Raw genomic sequence first — 22,515 nt, 5'->3', positions numbered from 1 at the left:
CTCCTAAGTTTATTCTACATACATAAAGCCAATGATATATTTTTTTAACTTTGGATCATGTCATTCTGTTTTATTTTTAGCTGTTGGTCGAATCATTACCGCCATTGCCCGAGGGCGACGAGGAGGATCTTGCATTTTTCCTAGTAAAACAGCCAACCCGGTTTTTTGCTGTTCTTTTTCTTTGTTATAGTCTTCAGCATCTTTAACCCCAACTTGTTTCGCCATAATTTTAATCTTATTTTTGGCAAATCATTTTTGGAATTTGTTATATTCCTCATAAGTAAATTCTTTTTCTTCTCAGTCAAGATAAATTCGATCTTCTTGTTCATCCCAAGATGATAAGTAATCACGAAAATGAACATTAGCAGTCGGTCCTCGTTGCATTAACTCGGCTGTCTTTTCTAACACTTCAGCTAAAGTTTCAAACCCATAACCAACAAAAGCGTTACCAACTCAGTGATGCTTATAAACTGGTTTTGCGGCATTAATTGGTTCAGTAAAAGTAACTGCATAAGTTCAGTATTTATTATCAACGGCACTTTTAAAAATTTCATAACCATATTTTGAATGCTTAATTACAACAGCATCTTTCTTAACAGCACACACTAAATGTTTAAAATGGTTAATTATCGTTGTTTTATCCTTTTCAGCTAGCGATGTTTTCATTTTATCTTTTTTCATATTCAAAATTTGTTCAGCGTAATACGATGGCATTAATAAACCCCCATGTTTTTTTATAGTTTAATTATATAATAGGGTTTGATAATAATTAAGTAATTTGGCGAATATTTTTAATAATTTTATTAAAAAAGAAGTTTATCCTTAAACTTCTTTTTTTGTTAATAATGGTAAAGATTTTGTATATATTTCTAACATTTTTTGTAAGTCACTAATCCGCACATATTCATTATACGCATGCATCGTTGAATCTTCCAAATCAAATTCAGCCCCAAAGGCTACACAATTAGGCATTGATTTAGCATAAGTTCCCCCACCAAGAGCAATTGGTTGGGCTTTTTGATCCCCTGTTACTTCACGATAAACTTTCATAATATTTGTAATCATCATACTATCTTTCGCCATATGAATTGGAATTTGTCAATCAACACTTTTCAATTCTAATTGATATTTTTTAAGCTCCGCGCTAAGACCAGCAACAATCTCTTCTTGCGTAAATGTAACTGGAACACGTAAGTTCAAAGTTAAACGACTTTTTGTTTTATCAATTTCAACGATCCCATTATTAACAATTAAATGACCTGTTTCATCAACCATTGTTGGAAAGATTTTACTAAAATTAAAGGCTTGATATAAATGGTCTTTGACAAAATTGGCAATTGGGGATTGGTTACTAAATTGGGCATACGCATTTAATGTTGCTAATGCGGCATTAATTCCCCGGTCAGGAAAACTACCATGGGAAGCTTTTCCTTTGACAATTAAGTTTTCTCCCTCCAAGTAATTTTCAATCCCTTCTGTTGTTAATCATTTGGCAATTTCGGTTTTAAACTCGCCATGATAATAAACTAAATCAGCGACACAATTATAAGCTTCGCCCCCTTTTAAAGTAAACGGTTCCCCTGACCCTAAAATATCACCATCATAAATTCCTTTTTCCGCGTAAACAACTGGGAAAGCGCCATCAGGGGTATAACCTAATGCTGGCGTACCTTCTGTTGCCATATAAGTTTCAATACAAGTTCAGTCTGTTTCTTCCGTTAACCCATAAATTAAACGAATGCGATAATCCGGGTTAAAATTATGATCTTTTAAATACTTTAAGGCATATAAATTAATAATTGTTGGTCCTTTATCATCAAAAGCCCCACGACCAAATAATTTACCATCTTTTACAATTGGTTGAAATGGTTCAAATTCTCATTTTGTTAAATCACCTGTCGGTACAACATCTAAATGGCCTAAAATAGCAAAAACTTCTTCGCCACTACCATATTCAACAAACCCATAACGATTTTGGGGGTCCTGGTAAGTTTTAAAGCCCAATTCTTTTGCTAAATTAATTGCAAAATCTAGAACATCTTTTGTTCCTTGACCAAATGGTCCATCACTAACAGGTTCTGAGCGAACAGAGGGAATTTTGATAATTTCTTTAATTTTTTCTAACGCTAATGGAAAATACTCTTCTTGTAATTTTTTCACATCAATTAACATAATTTTCATCTCCTATCAATTATTTGGTTTTATCATAACACAAAAAAACGCTATTCTAATAGATTTACGAGAATATCGTTTAAAAGATCATAGCCTTGCGGAGTACAACGTAAATGATTGTCAACAACTTCTAAGCGGTTAAGCCTAATTTCACTATTAATTTTTGGTAAATAATACTGATAAGCTTCTTTAGCATCTTTAACTGTTGCTAAATTAATTCCTCGCGTTAAGCGTAATCCCATCATTAAAATTTGAAAATAATAATCTGGTTGTGAAATTGGTGCCGTTTGTTGGGTTCAGTCACAATATTTACGACTATTTTCAACTAGCAAATATTCTGGATCATTTAAAAAACCAGCTGCTCCTGGTCCAAGCGGTCAAAATGATTTATTAGTTCAATATGCTAAATTATGTAAAGCATATTTCTTATTTAAGGTGTAATTGGAAATTTCATATCGTTCATATCCCATTTGTTGTAATTCCCTGTTAACAATTTCATCAAATTCAATATCATAATCTGGTAATTTTGTTTTTGTTTTTCCTCAGTATGAATTTTCTTTTAAGATCAAGGAATATCAACTAAGATGGTCTGGTTTTAATTGCCCAACAACTGCCAAGTCGTGGATAATATGGGTTTGATTTTGGTCAAACAAATTATAAATTAAATCAAAAGAAATATTATCAAATCCCATTTTTCGGGCTAAATGGTAATTATCAATAACATCCTTGACACTATGATGGCGATTAATTTTTTTTAATAACTGATCATCAAACGTTTGAACACCAATTGATAAACGATTAACATTATAATCTTTTAAGACAGTTAATTGTGTCGGGCTAATATTCTCAGGATTTAATTCAATTGAATATTCGACTAAATTTGTTTGATCAAACTGTTGTAAAATTTTTAAAACTGCACTTAATTGCTGATCTGATAAACTATTTGGTGTACCCCCACCTAAATAAATTGTTTTTAAATTAAATTTGCTTAGATCTAATCGCGCAACTTCTGTCGCTAAACTATTTAAAAATTCTGTTACCATTTCTTCTTTGCTTTTTTTAATCTTAAAAAAATCACAATAAAAACAAATGTGATTGCAAAATGGAATGTGGACATATAAATGTTCAATCATCGTTTTCTCCCTTATAAATTAATATTGTTATTATTATATTATAAAATAGCTTAATCAAAAGAAAAAAAACGTTTAAAACGTTTTTTTAACAATTATCCCTTATTAAATCAGCGGCCAATAATTGGAACCCCTTTGCCGGATTTTTTACGACGAGCAATTAATCATGGGATAGAAATTAGTAAGGTTAAGATAATTAAAAAGATAATAAAGATAACTAAGCAAATACGGTTTGTTTTTTTACGTAAGGCTGCTAGTTCTTCTGGTTTAACAATTTCATAACCATAATAACCAATAATATTTGCTTTCCGTTTTTTTGTTAAAATAATATTTGTAATATGAATCCCTAACATTGTAATTAAAATAATAATATTAATGGTAATTGCGGCGGTTAAGTCATCAACAATTCCTCAGCTTCAGAAACCAAACATAAATTGTTCCCCTTTATGTTGTTGGAATCCATATAAAATCCCTAAGATAATGGCCCCAAAGACATAAGTTGGAAAAGCAACTCAATTTAAAACAATTCCTCGGACAGTCATTTTTTTATAGTTATTAATTAGAAAATGGGGAATAGTATGATTACCACGGTTTAAATTAATAACATAAGTATTAGCTTCTCGGCGAACCCGTGATAAATCAAAGATCCCACTAAATAATACTCCTAATGAAATAATTAATAAGGTAATTGTTAAAAATGGATGTGGAATATAAATTGCTTTAATACCAATAATACTTTCCATTCCATTATTATGGGTAACAAAATATAAGGCAATAAATAAACTTGTACAAATTGTCCCAAAAAAGCCAATAACTGTCATTACTAAACTACGAACTTTTTCTGAGCGAATTTCCCGTGCAATTTCAAATGGCATTAATTTATTAACATGCTCTTTGCTTAATTTATTTGAATGTTGCTTTGGACTCAATTGTGGTTGATACGCATAACGTGATACTTCTGCGCCAACGTTTCCTGTTGGGACGGGAACATTATTGTATTCAATTGGTTGGAAATAATTCGGATTTTGATATCCTTGCCCATTAAATTGCCCTGGGTTTGGGTATCCTGGTGTTGAGTTAATTGGTGAAGGATAACTTGGTCCCCCATAATTATTTGGTCCATAATCATTAAATTGTTGTTGATCATAAAATTCGTTCATGCTCATTTGATTATGCGGATTAATAATTCGACGTTGGTATGGGCGACGATATTGATTAACATACATATGTTCATCATTAAAATAACCTTCATTAGCGACGTTATTATAATATTGCTGTTGTGATGGCATTTGTTGTTGAGGAACATTAAAGTTATTTGCTCCATAATTTTGATTACCATTTTGATTCATCATTCGGCGCGGCAAAATTGGTTGTGGCGCTGCTGGTTGATATTGCTGAGCTACTTCATGATTATAATATGGTTCAACATAACCAACTGGTCCTGCTGGTTCTTGTTGGGGGGCAACAAAATTTTCTTGGGGACTAATAACGGCTTCTTCATTATTAATATCAAGATAATAATTATATTGACTAGAGGGATTAATTCGTCCTGGTTTAATCATTTGATTTGTATTATATAACATATTAGTATTATTTAATTGATTTTGTTTATATGCCACATTTGGTTGAATAAACTGGGGATTATTTTGGGAATTATCAAAAGTTGGTGCGGCTGGGGGAATATTTGGGTTTACATTAGGATTAGACAAATTTTGATCGCTAGGGTCATTTACGCCAACTTGAAAATTATCTCCTTGGCTGTTATTTTGCCCTTTTGGAGAATTATTATTTGTGACTAAATTTTTAACTGAATTAAAAAAACCCATACTTTGTACACCTGCCCTAATAGATCTAGTATTTCTTCTTTACAATGAAGGTTATTACCTTAGCCTTTTAACCCGATTTTTTTAGCTAACATAATTTCTTGTTCAAAATCCTCAATATTTTCTTTTAAACTAGCTTTTTCCTTCATTTTTAATGTATTTAATTTCCGCTGTTTTCGTTTTTTATTTTGAAATAACGAGAATGTTATCACAAAATAAATGAATAACAATAGCGCTGCAAATCCTAATAAAATACCAACTAACCCGATTACTGGTAAATTAAAATCTAGAATTTGAATATTTGTTGAATAGTTTATGCCCATTTTTACACCACACTATCTAAATGTATTATAACAAAAAATTTTGATTTTCAAAACAAAAAATGCATTTTTAGTAATTTTTGAGTATTTTGACCCGCTAGCGCTGTTCAGGTGAACTTGTTATGTTTGAAACTTGTGATTGCACTTTATCAACAAGACTTTCGCGTAATAAAATGTTAATTTTTGGGACTAATAAAACAAGATGATTACGATATTCCGCTAAAATAAGATCAGAGGTAAAATAAAATCCAACTAAAATTCCTAAAATAATCATCGCTGCAACTGTAAAAATAATCGTTGTAATATTATCAATATTGACAGCAAAGTTTGGTGTTTCAATAAAATTTTGTCCTAATACATAATCAGCAAAAATCCCGACTTTTTTATATTTGAAAATATTATCAGTAAATTGGACAAGAAATTCTGAACCAAAAAATAATAACTGAAATTGCCCAACAATTGGTAAGTTATTTGGGGCGCGATATTTCCATTCACAAACCATCGCAAATAAAATATTGAAACACATAGCATAAGCTAAACCATTAATTAATTGTAAAACAAGGAAAGCTTCTGGGGAGTGATTAAATGCCGAAACAGCAAAGAAAATAAATCAAAAGAACATTCCTAAGGCAAAACTATATTTAATTCCTAATTTATTATATAGAACATGACAAGCTAAATATGCCCCAAAAAACTGCGGAATAAAGAAAAATTGTTGGTTTAAACGAATAAATTGATTAACAATATCAATATTATGGTATTTTTCTCATGTTCTCTGCCCTAATAATCATAAATAAATATTTGATTGGGATACTTCTTTTAAAACAATAATAAAGAACAACATCACAAAAATTATTAATACTTTATATCAACGGAATGGTTCTAACGCTTTTTGTTGTTCAACGGTAAAACTTGTTGCCGTAAAGTTTTTACGAGCAAAAAACCAATATAATACTAAAGCTGATAAAATAGCAAGAAAAGCTAATGAGCCAATAATTGAAAATTGGGCACGACTATTTAAAACATTAGCTGTTGAAGAAATAATTAATAAATTAAGATCATTACCAGCCAATAACGCTAAAGTTATTAGCGGAGCAATTAAACTAACTGTTTTAAAAGGAAAAAACTTTTTCCCGTATATTTCATTATATGATAAATAATTAAGTCCTTTAATAGTAGCCCCTGCCCCAAGGATAACTGATAAAATAATTGTTGTCACGATATTTGGATAAGCTGTAAATACTAAAATTCCCCCAGCCACTAAACTATAAATAACATAATGAAAAATTCGTCAGCTAAATTTCGATAATCTTTTTTGTCAAAATAAAAACGGAATCATAAAAATAAAGGCATAAAAACCAATTGAAATTGCAAATAATAGTAATAAGCTATCTAAGCCAGTATAGCCAAAATTATTTAAAAGTGAGCTTAAGTCAACGCTATTACCAATAATTAAAAATAAGGCAAATCAAAAGCAAAATATTTCAATCAAAAAAATCTTTTGACTTAACGCTTTAATATTACCACTTTTAAAAATAAAGAGCCCATAAAATAAAAATAATAATAGTAATAATAATGGGTTAAATAAGAAATTATCTCAATTTTGCTGCAAGCAAGAACACCCTCTCTTTTTCTCATTAGATTATAACACAATAAAAAACCAACCGCGATAAAACTGAAAGATAACCAAAAGAAAAAGTGTCTAAAACACTTTTGCTTCTAATTAATTAAATTTTTTTGGAAATTAACAAGTTTTTACATTTCTTCAATAACATTAACACCTAACAAATTAAAGGCATTAGAAAGGACTTGATATACTACTTTAACAAATACTAAACGTTGCTTTGTTAATTCAATTTGTTCAAGATTAATAATTTTAAATTCATTATAATATGAATGAAATTGACGGGCAATATTTTGTAAATAATCACAAACTAAGTGTGGTTGACGTAATGTCGCCGCTCCTTCAATACAACGGTTAAACAAATCAAGATCATTTAATAAGTCTAACTCTTTTTGCTCAACTAATAAGTCAAAATTTTGGACATCACTAATATCAATATTATTAGCAATTCCTTGTTTTAAAACACTATTACAACGTGCTGAAGCATACTGAGCATAGTAAACGGGGTTTTTTGATGAATGTTCTTTTAAAATGCCAATATCTAAGTCCATATGACTTTGGGCACTTTTTGAAACTAACATATAACGAATTGGATCAACCCCAATTTCTTCAATTAAGTCAATTAATCATACTGCTGTTCCCTTACGTTTACTCATTTTATACTCAGCACCATCTTTGATTAAACGAACCATTTGAATCATATCAATGTCTAAAACATCTTTTTGATACCCTAGTAATTGTAAACCAGCTAACATTCGAATAATATAACCGTGGTGGTCACCCCCTCAGAAATTAACCAATTTATCAGCTTTACTACGAATTAAACGCTCATTATGAACAGCTAAATCAGGGGTAATATATGTAAAATCACCATTTGCTTTAATTAAAACCCGATCTTTGTCATCGCCAAAATCTGTTGTGCGTAATCATAAAGCCCCATCTTTGTGATAACTTTTCCCTAATTTTTCATATTGTTTTAATGTTTCTTCAATTTTTCCACCAGTATAAATTGCTTTTTCTGATGAATAATACTCAATATTAACACGGAATAATTCTAACTGGGCTTTAATGATATCCATAAAAATTTTGACCGATTTTTCGCGGAACAATTCATGTACTTCCGGATCACTAATTTTGTAATGTTCATCGAAAGTTAAATCAATAAAACGATCTTGATATTCATCGATAAATAATTGGGCAACATCATTATACATTTCCCCACGATAAGCTTCTTCAGGATATGGTGTTGTTTTACCCAATAAATTTAAATAGCTAACAAAGACTGTAACAGCTAACGTATTAATTTGATTTCCAGCATCATTAGTATAATATTCTGTTTGGACATTATATCCTGCTGCCTTCAAAATACGAGCAACACTATCACCAATTGCCCCATTTCGAGCGTGACCAACATGTAAAAATCCGGTTGGATTAGCTGAAACAATTTCTAAGTTATAAGTATAGTTTTTTGGCGCTGAATGACCAAATGATGCTTTTTTTGTTAACACATCGTTAATAACAGCTCATAGTTGTTGATTAGCAATTGTAAAATTAATAAATCCTGGGCCAGCAATTTCAATTTTCTGAAAGTAGTTTTTATTGTGTTCTTCAAGGTAAGCAATAATTTCACTAGCAATTTCACGCGGACTGCAACCTAATTCTTTTGCTAATAGTAACGCTAAATTAGTTGATAAATGGCCAAAATTACCCTGTTTTGGTTTTTCAATAATAATATCTTTTGTGATTTTCTTACTAATTAAGAAATCATTTAATAGGTTTGTAATTATCTTAATATTTGTATTCATATTTTCTTCCCTTCTTTCTTATGTTGTCATTTGTTTTTGGATTTTACTATAATAAAAACCATCGGTGTTATTCTCATCGCCAAAGACTTGTTTTTCTTCCAATAAAATTAAATCTGGATTAGCGTGTAAAAATTCTTTAATTTGATCATCATTTTCATAACGATTAAAAGTACAAGTTGAATAAACAAGGATTCCCCCCGGTTTTAATAATTGATAAGCTTTATTTAATAGTTTTTTTTGGATCTCCACTAAATTTGTTAATTGTTCTGACCCTCATGGTTGATACTTGATTTCTGGTTTACGTTTCATAACCCCAAAGCCACTACAAGGAACATCACATAAAATTTTGTCATATTGGATATTACTAATTATCTCACTTGCATTTAAACAATGCAATTCAATATTATGACATCCTAACCGTTCGCTATTAATTGCGACAGTATCTAAGCGTTTTTGATTAATATCATACGCATCAATTCGACCAGTATTATTCATTAGTTGACTCAAATAAGTTGTTTTTCCCCCAGGAGCACTACACATATCTAAGATGATCTCATTTGGTTGAGGATCTAAAACTTCAACAATCTTCATACTCATTTCATCTTGTAAATAAATTAAACCAGCTGCTAAAAGTTCTGAATTAATGACTGGCATTTTAGCAATTAAAGCATTTGGTGAAATCGCACTTGTTGTTAATTGATATTGTTCATATTTTTTAATAAATTCCGCTACTGATATTTTTAAAGTATTAACTCGCAAACTAATTTTTGGCGTTTGATGGCTATCAACTGCAATTTTTTCAGCCCGCTCAACACCATACTGTTTGGCAAAAAAATCAAATAATTGTGCAGGCATACTATTTTCTAGGAGCAATTTTTCGCGGGCCTCTATTCCAGTAAAAACTAATTGATCAGGATATTTTTTGATAACTTGTTTTAAGACCCCATTAATAAAGCCCCCAACTTTTTGATCAACTGTTTTGACAATATTAACTGCTTCATTAACAATGGCATAACTTGGCACGCGATCAAGAAAATAAAGTTGGTATAGACTCATTCATAATAAGATTTGATATTGTAGTTTTGTTTTAGTTGGATTAATGAACTGCTTACAAAAATATTCTAATAAGATTTTATTCTTAATTGTGCCATAGACAATTTGAAAAACTAATGTTTTATCGCGGTTAGAAATATCACTATTATTTTGAAAAAAATCCGTTAAAACTTTATTACTGTATTTATGATGAGAAAATATTTCTCGTAATAAATTAAAGGCAATATAGCGCGGACTATTTTTAAGCTTAACCACGATTTAACGTTGAGCAATTTCTTTTTTTAAAATAGCAATAATTTCATTTGTCGCTTGGTCAACAGTATTATTGACCACAACATAATCATAATTTTTTTGTAGTGGTAATTCATCTGCCGCTTTTGCTAAGCGTGCTTGTAAAACATCTTCCGCTTCACTTTTGCGACCGCGAATGCGGCTTTCCAACTCCGCTAAACTCGGAGGGATTAAAAAAATTGAAACAGCATTAATATTTTTTGCTAACACTTGGGTTGCCCCTTGAACTTCAATTTCTAATAAAACATTCTTCCCTTGATTTGTTTGTTCTTCACAATATTGTTTTGGTGTCCCATAATAGTTTCCGACAAACTCAGCGTATTCTAACAATTCATCATTAGCAATTGCTTCTTGGAAACGGGCTTTATCAACAAAAAAATAATTGACTCCTTCTACTTCATTCGCTCTTTTCTCTCTGGTTGTCATTGAAACTGAGTAAGCTAAATTTAGTTCTGGATGTTTAAATAATTCTTGACAGATTGTTCCTTTTCCAACCCCACTTGGTCCGGAAAAAATAATTACAAATCCTTTTTTATTCACAATTTAGTCCCTTTCTAACCTTAATAGATATAAATACTTGTTTTGATAATGCTTTAATTTTAATAAATTTAAATCAAACTGGTCAAAATCTAATGGTTGATTTGCTTCACAAACAATTATCCCATTTGGATTTAAAATGTTATTTTCTAGTATTATAGAAATAATATCATAATAATAATTAATTTGAATAAATGGTGGGTCTAAAAATAAAATATCAATCGTTATTTTTTGGGTCAGAAAAGTATTTAATAAAAGTTTATAATCTTGTTGAAAAAGATGAGCATTTTCAATTTTTAAATTTGTTAAATTTGTTTTAATAACATCAATCGCTCCTGAATGGGCATCATTAAAATAACAATATTGTAGCCCTCGTGACAACCCTTCGATTCCTAACTGGCCACTACCAGCAAAAATATCTAAACCAATTTTGTTGTCAAAAATAAAATAATTATTTAAAATATTAAACATATCTTCTTTTACTCGTGCTGTCATTGGTCTTGTATTCATTCCTGGTAACGTCCTCAACCGATAGCCCCGATATTTTCCACTAATTACTTGCATTTAAACCTCGCTTTAAAAACCTATCAAATATCTATTTTATTATAATATTATACATAAAAACTAAGGAAAATTAGATGTTATGTTATAATTTTTATTGAGGTGAATTCCAATGTTACAAACTAAAAAACCAGGTAAAGAATGGTTAGTTTTTGATGATACTCCTAGCATCCGTCAAGAATCAAGCACTGTTCCCTTGCCGTTATCAAGTGAACATGAAACAATAATGCAACAATTAATTGACTTTGTTCGCTTTTCTCAAGATCCAAAACAAAATGTTAATCATACTGTTCGTCCTGCTGTTGGTCTTGCTGCTCCGCAAATTGGGGCTAACCTCAATATGTATTATATTCGTATTGAAGAAACTGATGAAAAAACGGGCGAAAAAATTGTGACCGAACATGCAATGGTGAATCCAAAAATAATAGGAAAAAGTTCACAATTAGCTTGTATTGAAGAAGGCGAAGGATGTTTAAGTGTTGATGGCGACAAAGAAGGTTTTGTCCCACGTAGTTTCCGGATTTTAGTCAGTGGTTATGACTATTTGCAACAAAAAGAAGTTCAAATTACTGCGCGTAGTTATGAAGCAATCGTTTTCCAACACGAACAAGAACATCTTGAAGGAAAACTATACTATGACTTAATTAATAAAAAAAATCCTTGAGCAAAAGAAAAAGATTGAATTATTTTATAATAAAATTCAATCTTTTTTAATTTTGAAAAAATCTGCTAATTTTTCTTGAAAAAGAATAATCTATGTTATAATTTCCTAAGAATTAAAAGAAGAGAGATATTGTTCTGAAAAAGGATATTTAATAATTTATTATAAATTTTAAATTTTGTCAGTATAGAGAGGTTTTTATTATGAATAATGAACAAATGAATTTAAAGAATCCCGCCGTACAAGCTAATAGCGATGATTCAGCACCCCAACAAGGGAAAACAGTTACACCGCCAAATCAAGAACCAACAAAGGTTTTTGCCTTAGGAGGATTAGAAGAAATTGGGAAAAATACTTATTGTATTGAACACCAAGATGAATTAATTATGATTGATGCTGGGGTTAAATTTCCTAGTTCAACAATGTTAGGAGTAGACGCTGTTATTCCCAACTATTCTTATTTAAAAGAAAATCAACGCAAAATTAAAGCGTTATTTATTACCCATGGCCATGAAGACCATATTGGAGGAATCCCTTATTTATTAAGAGAAGTTAATGTCCCAATTATTTACGCTCCTCGCTTAGCAGCAGCGTTAATTCGTGACCGCTTAAAAGAAGCAAAATTAGAACAAAATACAATTGTTAAAGAAATTGATAATATGAGTGTTATTAAAACAAAAAACTTCAAAATTAATTTCTTTGCCGTAAACCATAGTATCCCTGATGCTTTTGGGGTAACTGTTAATAGTCCTAACGGACGGATTGTTTCAACCGGTGATTATAAGTTTGACTGAACACCATTAGGACACCGTGCTGACATTGAACGAATGGCAAATATGGGGCAAGAAGGTGTTATGTTATTAATGGCCGATAGTACTAATGCTGAAGTTGAAGGTTATACCCAAACAGAAACAAAAATTATTAAAAATATTGGCGAATTATTTGTTAAAGCAAAAGGTAGAATTCTTATTTCCACTTTTGCTTCAAATGTTCACCGGATTCAACACATTGTTGAAATTGCCAATAAATATGGTCGTAAAATTCTGGTTTTTGGACGTAGTTTAGACCGAATTATTAAAATTATTCGTCAAATGGGACATTTAAAAATTTCAGATAAAGCCTTTATTAAAGCAAATGAAGCAAAAAACTATAAAGATAGTGAAATCTTAATTATTTGTACAGGTAGCCAAGGTGAACCAATGGCGGCTTTATCACGAATTGCGAATAATCAGCATCAACATATTTCAATTATTCCTGGTGATACAGTTATTTTCTCATCATCACCAATTCCAGGAAACCAAGCTGATGTTGAACGAGTAATCAATAAATTAGTACGAGCTGGGGCAATTGTCCATGAAAATAGTCCATTAAATCAAATTCATACTTCTGGGCATGCCTCACAAGAAGAACAAAAACTATTATTTACCCTATTAAAACCAAAATACTTTATGCCAATGCATGGTGATTATCGAATGTTAAAACAACATGGTGAAACAGCTGTTAGTGTTAATATGAAAGAAGAAAACATCTTTATTTGTGCAAACGGTGATCAAATTGAATTGTTAAATGGGGAAGCAAAAATCGGAAAACGAATTGAAGCAGAAGCAATTTATGTTGATGGAAAAGACTTATCAGGGCAAACAACAGCCGTTGTTCGTGATCGAGAAATTTTATCAAAAGATGGTTTAATTGCTGTTGTTATTTCAATTGATTCACAAAATAATCGTTTACTATCACCACCAAGAATTATTTCACGTGGTAGTTTCTATGTAAAAGAATCAGGAAACATTATTAATGAATCAATTCGTTTAACAACCGAAGCAATTAATGAGGTTCTTAAAACACAAAAACCAACTTTTGGGGCTTTAAAAAGTGCGATTAAACAATCCCTATCCCCTTTCATTTACCGTTACAAACGTCGTAATCCGTTAATTATTCCTGTTATTTTAAATAAAAAATAAAAAATCATTAAAAATAAAAGAAAGTGTCACAAAAACCTTTCTTTTATTTTTTTATTCCGGTATGCTAATAAATAATACTAACTTAATTAAAAAAGGAGACAACAATGGATAACACAACAATTAATGCCTGATGGCAAAATCTGAAAAATGATCAAAATAACGGTAATTTCCCGTTAACAGTCTTTAATGGCTATACTAAAACAAGCGACCACGGAACTGTCATTGGCTTATTTAACAAAGATGGCCAAGCAGTTAAGGAATTAACAGGAGTTGGTTTTATTATTTTCGATCAAACTGTTTTTTATGCCCTCGGGGGAGGACAAATCTCAGATACAGGGTATTTAAAACAAGGAACTAATTTAATCCCAGTTTATGATTTAAATAAACAAATTTTTAAAAAAGTTTATGTTCACTTAGTTGATACTGGTAATGTGACAATTAAAATTAATGATGTTTTAGAGCAAGAAATTAATACAACTCGTCGTAACAATTTAACAAAAAATCATACTGCGCAACATATTTTATCTTATACAATTGAAAAAATTGTTAATGATGGAGAATTAACCGATTCTGTCTTAATTAAAGAAGAATCATTTTTACTAGCAATGAATAAAACTGATAATTGACTAGATGTTTTACTACAAGCTCGCGATAAAATCATTACAACCTTTATTAATCATGATATCGCGCGAATCGAACACCAAATGCCAATTGCCGAAGCCCGCGCAATGAATTTAGCCCACCCTAGTTTTGAATATGACCCAATTGTTCGGGTAGTTGAATTCCCAGCGGCAACAATTGATTTATGTGGGGGAACACATGTTAATAATTTAAATGAAATTAATTATTTTGAAATTTGAGATTGTTGAGTTGATAAAAAGAAAGTCCGCATGGAATCTTCAACAAACCAAGTCGCCACTGCTCAATACTTTACCACTTGAACTAACAATAAAATTACAGAGCTACAACAGTTAGTTGATCGAATTAAAAAAATTGATCCCCAATTTTCTTATCAATTACCAGTTTTAACAACCCCTACTACTTTTATTGAAAAAATGGCCCTAGAAAATGAGATTAAAACAATCGAGCATGAATTAACAGAAATTAGTAAAGAAAAAAATAAACTCCTAGTCCAAAAAGTAAATGAATTAGAACTTGAACCGATTATTGAACCAATTAACAATAACTTAAATTTAGTTAGTTTCACCGTTAATGATGAGATTTTAACCCTTGAGTTAATGCGTAGTAAACTTAATAAGTTTTTCCAAGATTATCAAAATAGTCTAATTTACTTTAATAACCCAACCCTAAAATATGCTTATATATCATTTACAAAAATTAATAGTGTTAACTTTAATTTAAACCAATATTTTCAAGCAAATAAGGCAGCTTTAAATTTAACAGGGGGAGGAACACCATTCTTTTTAAACATTACTTACCAAGATAATTTGGATCATTTTATGGAAACCTTATTATCAGAAATTAAAAAAAGCTAAGATTTTCTTAGCTTTTTTTAATTAACATGATTAACTATTAAAATAAAGGAAATTAAGTTCATTCCGGCATGTGTTAGAATTGTATATGTAACATTCCCTCAGGTTATCATAAATAAACTTCCTAAAGCTAATGCTCCACCTAAATAACCAATAATATGCTCTCAATCCCCACCTGTACTAACATGCATTCCAGCAAAATAAATTGTTGAACAAGCTAGGGCAACTCAGCGATCACCAACTAAACTAAAAATACCATGGCGACAAGCAAATTCCTCAATTACTGGTGCTAATAAAATCGTGTAAATTGCTAGCGCTAATGCGTATCACCATTTATCAATGCCATTAACTAATGATTCTTGATTATTTGAAGTTCCCCCAGTAATTTTCCCTTGTATAAATCCAAATAAGTAATTCAAAGCAAAAGCTGCAATAATTGCAATTGGTACAATTATCAATACTCTTCAATAATCTTTTTTAAAAGTTAACTTTATTTTTTTAAAAAGTTGTGGACAAAAATAATAAGTTAGCCCAATCGCAATCGCATTACCAATCATTCCAACAATAATGTTAATTAACCCTTTGATTTCCGTTGATAAATTGTTTAAAAATGATCCAATAATAAGAGAAAAGATTAAAGTAACAATTGCTGGAACAAAATAAAATAAATAAAAAGCTATCGCTCCTGATCGAAACATTTTATCATTTGTTCGGCTGAAAACAAAATATGAACCAACCCCCGAAATAACTCATGATAAAATTAATGCCCCTAATTGGGCTGTAGTAGTATGATCAAATAAATAATTTAGCAAAATATTAATAAGAAATGGTCCAATAATTGCCGTTAAAATAAAAATATAACCAACTGATTTTAATGATACTAATTTGAAATCAAATGGTGATGCTTGATCAACTAGTCCTGGTTTAACTTGGTATCATGCTCTTTTTTGATAATTATCCATCGTTTTAGACTCCTAACTTGCTTTGTAATTAAACTTTGCTCTATTATATAATGAAAAAAGTGATAATAATAGTTATTTTAAAAAAATAAAAAAATAATAGTTATTTACTATTATTTTTTTATTTAATAATTAATGAAGTTTCCGTCATTTCCGCTGGAATTTCTTCCCCAATTAATTCAAGAATTGTTGGTGCGACATTTGCAATCCCTACTTCATCTTGACGAAGTTTTAAATCAGCTTTTGTAATAATGATTGGAACTAATTGAGAAGTATGTTTTTTATTTACTCCCCCTTCTTCATCCAACATTACCTCGGCATTACCATGATCAGCAGTAATAATCATAATTCCATCAACTGCTTTAATTGCTTGATAAATTTTCCCTAAACACTCATCAACTACTTTAACTGCTTTTGTTGCCGCTGCTAAATTACCAGTATGACCAACCATATCACAGTTAGCAAAGTTTAAGATAATTACATCAAACTCTTTTTTATTTAATTCTTCAATTAATTTATCAGTAATTCCATATGCTGACATTTCTGGCATTAAATCATATGTTGCTACTTTTGGTGAAGCAATTAAATCTAACGATGACCCTGGTAGCGTAATTTCTTCTGGGGTTGCTAGACCATTTTTAAAGTAATCTTTCCCCCCATCAAAGAAGAAAGTCACATGGGCAATTTTCTCAGTTTCAGCAATTCTTAATTGTTGATATCCTTTTTTGCTTAATCATTCTCCTAAACCATTAGTAACTTCAATTGCTTGAAAAGCAATATGAGGTGAAGTAACTGTGTCAGCATATTTCATCATTGAGACAAAATAAATATTATCAACTTTTGGTAAGAAATATTTATCACTTTCTCCCCCTGGGAAAGCAGGATTTGTAATTGCTGAGGCAATAGCAATTGCGCGATCTGGACGGAAGTTAGCAAATAAAACTCCGTCTCCTGGTTTAATATATCCATTTGGAGTATTAACATTATATCCTGGCATTAAAAATTCATCATTACGCCCAGCGCTATATTCAGCATCAATATATGCGATTGGGTCAGTAAATGCTGCCCCTTGTTGAGACACTAATACATCATAGGCCACTTGGACACGATCATATTTTTTATCACGATCCATAGCATAATAACGACCACCAATTGTTGCGATTGATCCAACTTTTAATTCTGCTTGTAATTTTTTAAATTGTTCAAGATATTCTTTAATACATTCTGGTTTTGTATCACGACCATCCCCAAAAGCATGTAAGTAAATCTCTGTTAATCCTTCTTGCGCTGCTAAACGGTATGCGGCAAAAATATGATCAATATGAGAATGGACCCCACCATCTGAAAATAGTCCCATAATATGGAAAGCGCCATTATTTTCTTTGGCAAACTTAATTGCTGCTAATATTTCTGCATTTTGATTAAATGTCCCATCATTAATTGCTTTATTAATTAAAGTTAATGATTCATATTTAATTCTTCCCGCTCCTAAGTGAATATGGCCAACTTCTGAGTTTCCCATTTGACCCTCTGGTAATCCGACTCATTCTCCTGATGCGTGGGCTTTTACTCATGGATATTTTTCCATTAACCCTAAAACATTTGTCATATGGGCTTGCGTTACCGCATTCCCAGCACTATCTGGGGCAATTCCTCACCCATCTAAAATTGCTAATAAAATTGGTTGTTTAACCTTCATAACCTACCTTTTTTCCTTTCAAAAATTTTATAACACGATAGTATTATACCTAAATTTCGCCATTTAAAATATATTTATTTAGCATTTTTGCAACACCACCATCTTTGGCATCACTTGTTACTTCTGTCGCAATTGCTTTAACTGCTTCTTGGGCATTTCCCATCGCAATTCCAACCCCAACATTTTTTAACATATGATAGTCATTCATACTATCCCCCATTGCCATTACATTTGCTAGGTCAATGCCTAGTTGTGCTGTTACTCAGCGTAATCCTAATAATTTATTAATACCGGGAGCATTAATTTCAGCGACACCATTTTTATCAATTGCAATTTCAATATTATGCCCTTCGGTTAGAGCAACAACAAAAGGGTGATCATCTGTTAAATCAAACCCTAAACATTTATAACCATCTTCTTGAATAAGAGTATTATTAGGATTATATTGTTCAAATTCACCATCAAAAAAAGCACATTCGCTATTTCCTTCTAAAATTGGGTCAAAGTTAACAATTACCTTTGCTAAATCATTGGTATAACATCAAATTTTAATTTGATGTTCTGCTGCCAAAGCAAAAATTACTTCCAATGTTTTTGCTGGAATTGTTTGTTCATGGACAATTTCCTCGTTTTTAATATCATAAATACATGCGCCATTAAAACCAATAAAATATTGGTGATAATAATCCATTTTTACTTTTAAAGCTTCCTGTAACGACGTCAAAATTGGGCGGCCCGTCGCAAAAACAACCTTAACCCCTTTTTCTTGCGTTGCAATAATTGGTTCAATATTTGCAGCTAATACCCCTTTTTGAAAGACACAAGCTGTCCCATCCATATCTAACGCCACTAATTTGATTTTATCCATTAATATTTTCTCTTTCTATTTTATGATTAATATTCTAATTTATTATAACTTAAAAAAGCTGCTATTTAATTTCAATATCAGCTTTAATTTTAATATATTCATCACTATCAATGTTTTGTTCAGCACTCTTTGCTAATTTAACAAACATTGGGCCATTAATTCCACTATCACTTGCTAAACTTGCTGTTTCTAGGCTAGCAAAATCAGGCAATGCTGTTCATTTTTGTTGGTTATCTAATAATCCCAATGATAATAAACTAAATGACTTGTCCACATCACTTGGCGCGGCATAATATTTATCAACTAACTGTTGTTTAATTGCTGTTTGATAAAAACTGTAAATTGCCCATAAGCAAAAGTTTTTCATTCCGCTTGACCATCTTTACTAATTGCGTTTTTAACTGCTACTGGTTCATTTGTATTTGTATCTAAACTCATCATTTTATATGATAAATTAACTGGTAATTTAACATTATCTTTAATTTGATTAACTACTCAATCCCGAATTTTTGGAAAGTAAGCATATAATGCTCCTGCCGCTCCTCCCAAAATTGCTAAAATTACAAAAATAATTACAAACGCTTTAATGACTGGATGACGTTTTTTTGTACAATTTTTACACATACAAGTTTGTAAATAATCTTGTCCTGGTCCGGAGAACGCTTGATTATTATTTCTTAATTGCCGTTGTTGATTTGAAAAATTAGGATTATTTGATCGGTTGGGATTTTGGCGTGGTTGATTGTAACCATTACCACGGTATTGATTATTATTCGTAAAAGCATCCCAATCACTGCCATCAAAATTATTGTTTTGTCGTCTATTGTTTCTGTCCATATTTAGTATTGCCCCTTTGTTTGATTATGATTATATTATACCACATTTTAGGGGCCCTTTAAATCCTTAAGGTCGGCAAAATAAAATTGAGGTTCCCCTCAATTGCTATTTTCGTTGTTTAATTTCTTTTTGGTTATTAACTGCCGGTTTTTCCTGACCGGTAACATTAGCAATTGCTTCTGCAACTGGTGGGTTATTATCGCTTGAGTTAGTAATCGGGATAACAACCGATGGTGAACCTTCCTTCATTCATCATCCAATTCACGGACAAATTAAAATAAATAATAATAAAATAATTCGAATAATTGGTCCAGCACTAGCCCCACTTTCAATTGCGTTTAAAAAATACGAATAAATATTATAGCCCATAATAAAAGCAATACAAATTGTGCTGATAATCGCCGTTGGAATAAAATACCAATACTGGCGCGCCTTAACTTTTTTCGTATAGCGATTATATAATCCTAAACCAATAATGGACCCGTACATTAAAAAGGCTAATACAACTCCGGCATCACTAATAAAGCCATAAAAATCTAAATCAGTAAAAATTGTTGGAACTGCCATCACAATTGCTCAAAATAATGTTATTACCATTGCATAAAGGAATGTTGCGCGTTCAAAACTAGTTTTTGTTGCCAACTTATTAGCTTTTTTTCCAACAAAACCAAAATTATCTTCAATTGAAGAACGACTTAATTTAGTTAAAGAAAAATGATAACCATTTAAGGCACCAAAGGCACTAATAAAAATAAAGAAGAAAATAATTCGTTCGAAGATTTTATTAGCTAAGGGACTATTAAAGATTTTTCCAGCTGCCGCAGCAACACTCCCACTAGCATCTAAGTTTAGGGTTCCAATTGATACTAATAAGTATAAAATTGTCACTGCTGTTAAACCAACAACAAGGGCTAACGGAATATTTTTTTCTGGCTTAACAACATCTTTTTGAATATATGTTGTTGCTAAAAACCCATCGAAAGCAAAAAGAATTCCTGGCATTGCCATTAAAATCATTTCAAAGCCACTTTTCCCTGCCACTAGTGGGTACTTACTATGATCACCTAAACCACTTTCACTAAAAGCATTAGGATCATTATTAATAAAAAATAAACCAATTAAGCCAATAAGAATTAATGGGAAAACTTTTAATATCACCGTCACAATTTGAATCCATTTACCAACTTTTTCTTGGTATGAACAAATATAGACTAATAATAAACTATATAAAATTGAAAACGTTGCTAAAATTAATTCATAGTTTAAATGGCCCCCAACTTTGGCTTTAAAAATTTCTTCTGCCACTAAGCCACCACCAAAAGCTCAAATCGAGGCTTTTGTTGTATAATAAGCAATTACAGCTGCTGTAATCGGTAAATAGACATGGTTCATTGCACTACGAACAACATGACCAAATCTTTTTCCCCCAAAAATTTTAGCGTATAAAGAAACTCCTGAATTTGAATCTTGCTTCGCTGAAGAAATTTCCATAAACGATAAACCAAATGAAACGGCCATAATTCCCCCAATCAATCAGGCAATTAATCCCAGAATTCCATTCCCATTTGTGAAACCATAAACCGCTTCATTTTTAAAGAAAATTCCGGTTCCGATAATTGTTCCAATTGCCATTGAGAGGCACATAAAGAAACCATATTTTTTTGCCGTTGTTTTACGCATTTCTTACCTCCTTTTCTGTTTTAATTCTAAATAATTGCTTGCGCAAAAATACTATTAATAACCGTGCTTGGTTTTTTATTATTAAATAAAATGGCGTAAAGTGCTTCAAATAATGGTAAATAAAGATTATTTTCTCGGGCACTATGAACAACAGTTTTACAAGTTAATACTCCTTCAACTGTTGTTGAATGAGCTTCTAACACTGTTTTGGCATCGTCACTTTGGGCGATTTCTCATCCTAAATTAAAATTCCGTGATTTTGGTGAAGTCGCCGTTAAAATAAGGTCAGCTAAACCAGCAAAATTAATGAAAGTTTCAATTTTAATTTTCTTTTGACTAGCAAAGATTTTTGTTTCATTTAAACCCATTGTAATTAATGAGGCTTTGGCATTATCAGAAGCATAAAGACCTGATGCCATTCCAGCGGCAATCGCAACGGAATTTTTTAATGCCACCCCATATTCAGCCCCAACAACATCATTATCAGCAAACACAATAAAGTATTCGTTTCTAAATAAATCACGAACTTCTTTTGCTACCGCTAAATCGTCTGATACTGCCATCATACAAGTTGGTTTTCGTTCTAACACTTCTTGAGCAATACTTGGACCATATAACCCGGCATAAGCACGCATAATTTTAGGATTAATAGTACGATTAACTTCAACTGATAGGACTTCATGGGTGTCTCAGTCTAACCCTTTTGCCACATTAATAATTACAACTGGGTGTTTGACTACTTCATTAATTTTGGCAATAATTGTTTTAATTGCAATAACAGGAATTCCTAAAATAATATAATCAGCATTCTCAACTGCCGCACTAAAACTAGTTGTCGCTTTAATTGTTGAATTAATTTTTACATCACGAAAGAAACGACTATTTAAGTGATTATTATTAATATCGTTTACTTGTTCTTCTTCAATTCCAAACATTGTCACATGATGATCATTATCCGTTAAAACATTGGCTAACACAGTCCCGTAGGCTCCTGTTCCAATGATTGTAATATTTTTTGACTCATTTTTAAACATATTTTTT

20 protein-coding genes are annotated in these 22,515 nt (G+C 31.1%); 3 read left to right on the top strand and 17 right to left on the bottom strand.

The window, feature by feature from the left end; translation table 4 throughout:
* Nucleotides 1–9 precede the first annotated feature (9 nt).
* The 10 genes from SSYRP_RS01645 to rsmD all read right to left on the bottom strand — a co-directional run bounded on the left by SSYRP_RS01645 (nt 10) and on the right by rsmD (nt 11,319).
* Nucleotides 10–714 (bottom strand): hypothetical protein, encoded by a 705-nt coding sequence (locus SSYRP_RS01645; RefSeq protein ID WP_016340573.1) that lies wholly within the window; start codon nt 712–714, stop codon nt 10–12.
* A gap of 108 nt (nt 715–822) precedes the next feature.
* Entirely contained in the window at nt 823–2,172 is a 1,350-nt protein-coding gene (locus SSYRP_RS01640; protein WP_016340572.1) for a Sapep family Mn(2+)-dependent dipeptidase, read from the bottom strand.
* Between the two features lie 50 nt (nt 2,173–2,222).
* Nucleotides 2,223–3,305: a radical SAM family heme chaperone HemW gene (gene hemW / locus SSYRP_RS01635; protein WP_016340571.1), complete on the bottom strand. Its 1,083-nt coding sequence runs from the start codon at nt 3,303–3,305 to the stop codon at nt 2,223–2,225.
* Nucleotides 3,306–3,397: 92 nt separating this feature from the next.
* The gene (locus SSYRP_RS01630) at nt 3,398–5,128 is read right to left on the bottom strand and encodes an MSC_0882 family membrane protein (protein ID WP_016340570.1); all 1,731 of its coding nucleotides are present in this window, start codon (nt 5,126–5,128) and stop codon (nt 3,398–3,400) included.
* 59 nt (nt 5,129–5,187) lie between these two features.
* Complete coding sequence (locus SSYRP_RS01625; protein ID WP_016340569.1) at nt 5,188–5,448, bottom strand: hypothetical protein; 261 nt, start codon at nt 5,446–5,448, stop codon at nt 5,188–5,190.
* A gap of 94 nt (nt 5,449–5,542) precedes the next feature.
* The gene (locus tag SSYRP_RS01620; protein WP_016340568.1) at nt 5,543–7,057 is read right to left on the bottom strand and encodes a hypothetical protein; all 1,515 of its coding nucleotides are present in this window, start codon (nt 7,055–7,057) and stop codon (nt 5,543–5,545) included.
* Between the two features lie 143 nt (nt 7,058–7,200).
* Complete coding sequence (gene argS / locus SSYRP_RS01615; protein ID WP_016340567.1) at nt 7,201–8,874, bottom strand: arginine--tRNA ligase; 1,674 nt, start codon at nt 8,872–8,874, stop codon at nt 7,201–7,203.
* 18 nt (nt 8,875–8,892) lie between these two features.
* Nucleotides 8,893–10,182, bottom strand: a complete 1,290-nt coding sequence (gene rsmB, locus SSYRP_RS01610; protein WP_016340566.1) for a 16S rRNA (cytosine(967)-C(5))-methyltransferase RsmB — start codon at nt 10,180–10,182, stop codon at nt 8,893–8,895.
* A gap of 3 nt (nt 10,183–10,185) precedes the next feature.
* The gene (gmk, locus tag SSYRP_RS01605) at nt 10,186–10,758 is read right to left on the bottom strand and encodes a guanylate kinase (protein WP_016340565.1); all 573 of its coding nucleotides are present in this window, start codon (nt 10,756–10,758) and stop codon (nt 10,186–10,188) included.
* A 3-nt stretch (nt 10,759–10,761) separates the two neighbouring features.
* Nucleotides 10,762–11,319 (bottom strand): 16S rRNA (guanine(966)-N(2))-methyltransferase RsmD, encoded by a 558-nt coding sequence (gene rsmD, locus SSYRP_RS01600; RefSeq protein WP_016340564.1) that lies wholly within the window; start codon nt 11,317–11,319, stop codon nt 10,762–10,764.
* A gap of 109 nt (nt 11,320–11,428) precedes the next feature.
* Here rsmD and def point away from each other — a divergent pair, with 109 nt between their 5' ends.
* The 3 genes from def (at nt 11,429) to SSYRP_RS01585 (ending at nt 15,434) form a co-directional block, all read left to right on the top strand.
* Nucleotides 11,429–12,010 carry a peptide deformylase gene (def, locus tag SSYRP_RS01595; protein WP_016340563.1) on the top strand — a complete coding sequence of 194 codons (582 nt, stop codon included), beginning with the start codon at nt 11,429–11,431 and terminating at the stop codon, nt 12,008–12,010.
* Between the two features lie 170 nt (nt 12,011–12,180).
* Nucleotides 12,181–13,938 (top strand): ribonuclease J1, encoded by a 1,758-nt coding sequence (gene rnjA, locus SSYRP_RS01590; RefSeq protein ID WP_016340562.1) that lies wholly within the window; start codon nt 12,181–12,183, stop codon nt 13,936–13,938.
* Nucleotides 13,939–14,042: 104 nt separating this feature from the next.
* Nucleotides 14,043–15,434, top strand: coding sequence for an alanine--tRNA ligase-related protein (locus SSYRP_RS01585; RefSeq protein ID WP_016340561.1), 1,392 nt, complete (start codon nt 14,043–14,045; stop codon nt 15,432–15,434).
* A gap of 17 nt (nt 15,435–15,451) precedes the next feature.
* On the opposite strand, the gene SSYRP_RS01580 is transcribed toward SSYRP_RS01585, so the two are convergent.
* The 7 genes from SSYRP_RS01580 to SSYRP_RS01550 form a co-directional block, all read right to left on the bottom strand.
* Nucleotides 15,452–16,393 carry a CPBP family intramembrane glutamic endopeptidase gene (locus SSYRP_RS01580; protein WP_016340560.1) on the bottom strand — a complete coding sequence of 314 codons (942 nt, stop codon included), beginning with the start codon at nt 16,391–16,393 and terminating at the stop codon, nt 15,452–15,454.
* Between the two features lie 118 nt (nt 16,394–16,511).
* Nucleotides 16,512–18,089, bottom strand: coding sequence for a 2,3-bisphosphoglycerate-independent phosphoglycerate mutase (gene gpmI, locus SSYRP_RS01575; protein WP_016340559.1), 1,578 nt, complete (start codon nt 18,087–18,089; stop codon nt 16,512–16,514).
* A 49-nt stretch (nt 18,090–18,138) separates the two neighbouring features.
* A complete protein-coding gene (locus SSYRP_RS01570; protein ID WP_016340558.1) occupies nt 18,139–18,957 on the bottom strand; it encodes a Cof-type HAD-IIB family hydrolase in 819 nt (272 codons plus the stop codon).
* Between the two features lie 61 nt (nt 18,958–19,018).
* Nucleotides 19,019–19,324 (bottom strand): hypothetical protein, encoded by a 306-nt coding sequence (locus tag SSYRP_RS01565; RefSeq protein ID WP_041614440.1) that lies wholly within the window; start codon nt 19,322–19,324, stop codon nt 19,019–19,021.
* Nucleotides 19,261–19,794 carry a hypothetical protein gene (locus SSYRP_RS01560; RefSeq protein WP_016340556.1) on the bottom strand — a complete coding sequence of 178 codons (534 nt, stop codon included), beginning with the start codon at nt 19,792–19,794 and terminating at the stop codon, nt 19,261–19,263. The genes SSYRP_RS01565 and SSYRP_RS01560 overlap by 64 nt, the downstream gene beginning before the upstream one ends.
* Before the next feature lie 105 nt (nt 19,795–19,899).
* Entirely contained in the window at nt 19,900–21,474 is a 1,575-nt protein-coding gene (locus SSYRP_RS01555) for an APC family permease (protein WP_016340555.1), read from the bottom strand.
* A gap of 26 nt (nt 21,475–21,500) precedes the next feature.
* A complete protein-coding gene (locus SSYRP_RS01550; protein WP_016340554.1) occupies nt 21,501–22,508 on the bottom strand; it encodes an NAD(P)H-dependent glycerol-3-phosphate dehydrogenase in 1,008 nt (335 codons plus the stop codon).
* Nucleotides 22,509–22,515: the final 7 nt, after the last annotated feature.

This window comes from Spiroplasma syrphidicola EA-1, assembly GCF_000400955.1.
Classification (GTDB): Bacteria; Bacillota_I; Bacilli_A; order Mycoplasmatales; family Mycoplasmataceae; genus Spiroplasma; species Spiroplasma syrphidicola.
This window is presented reverse-complemented; position numbering and strand designations above follow the sequence as displayed.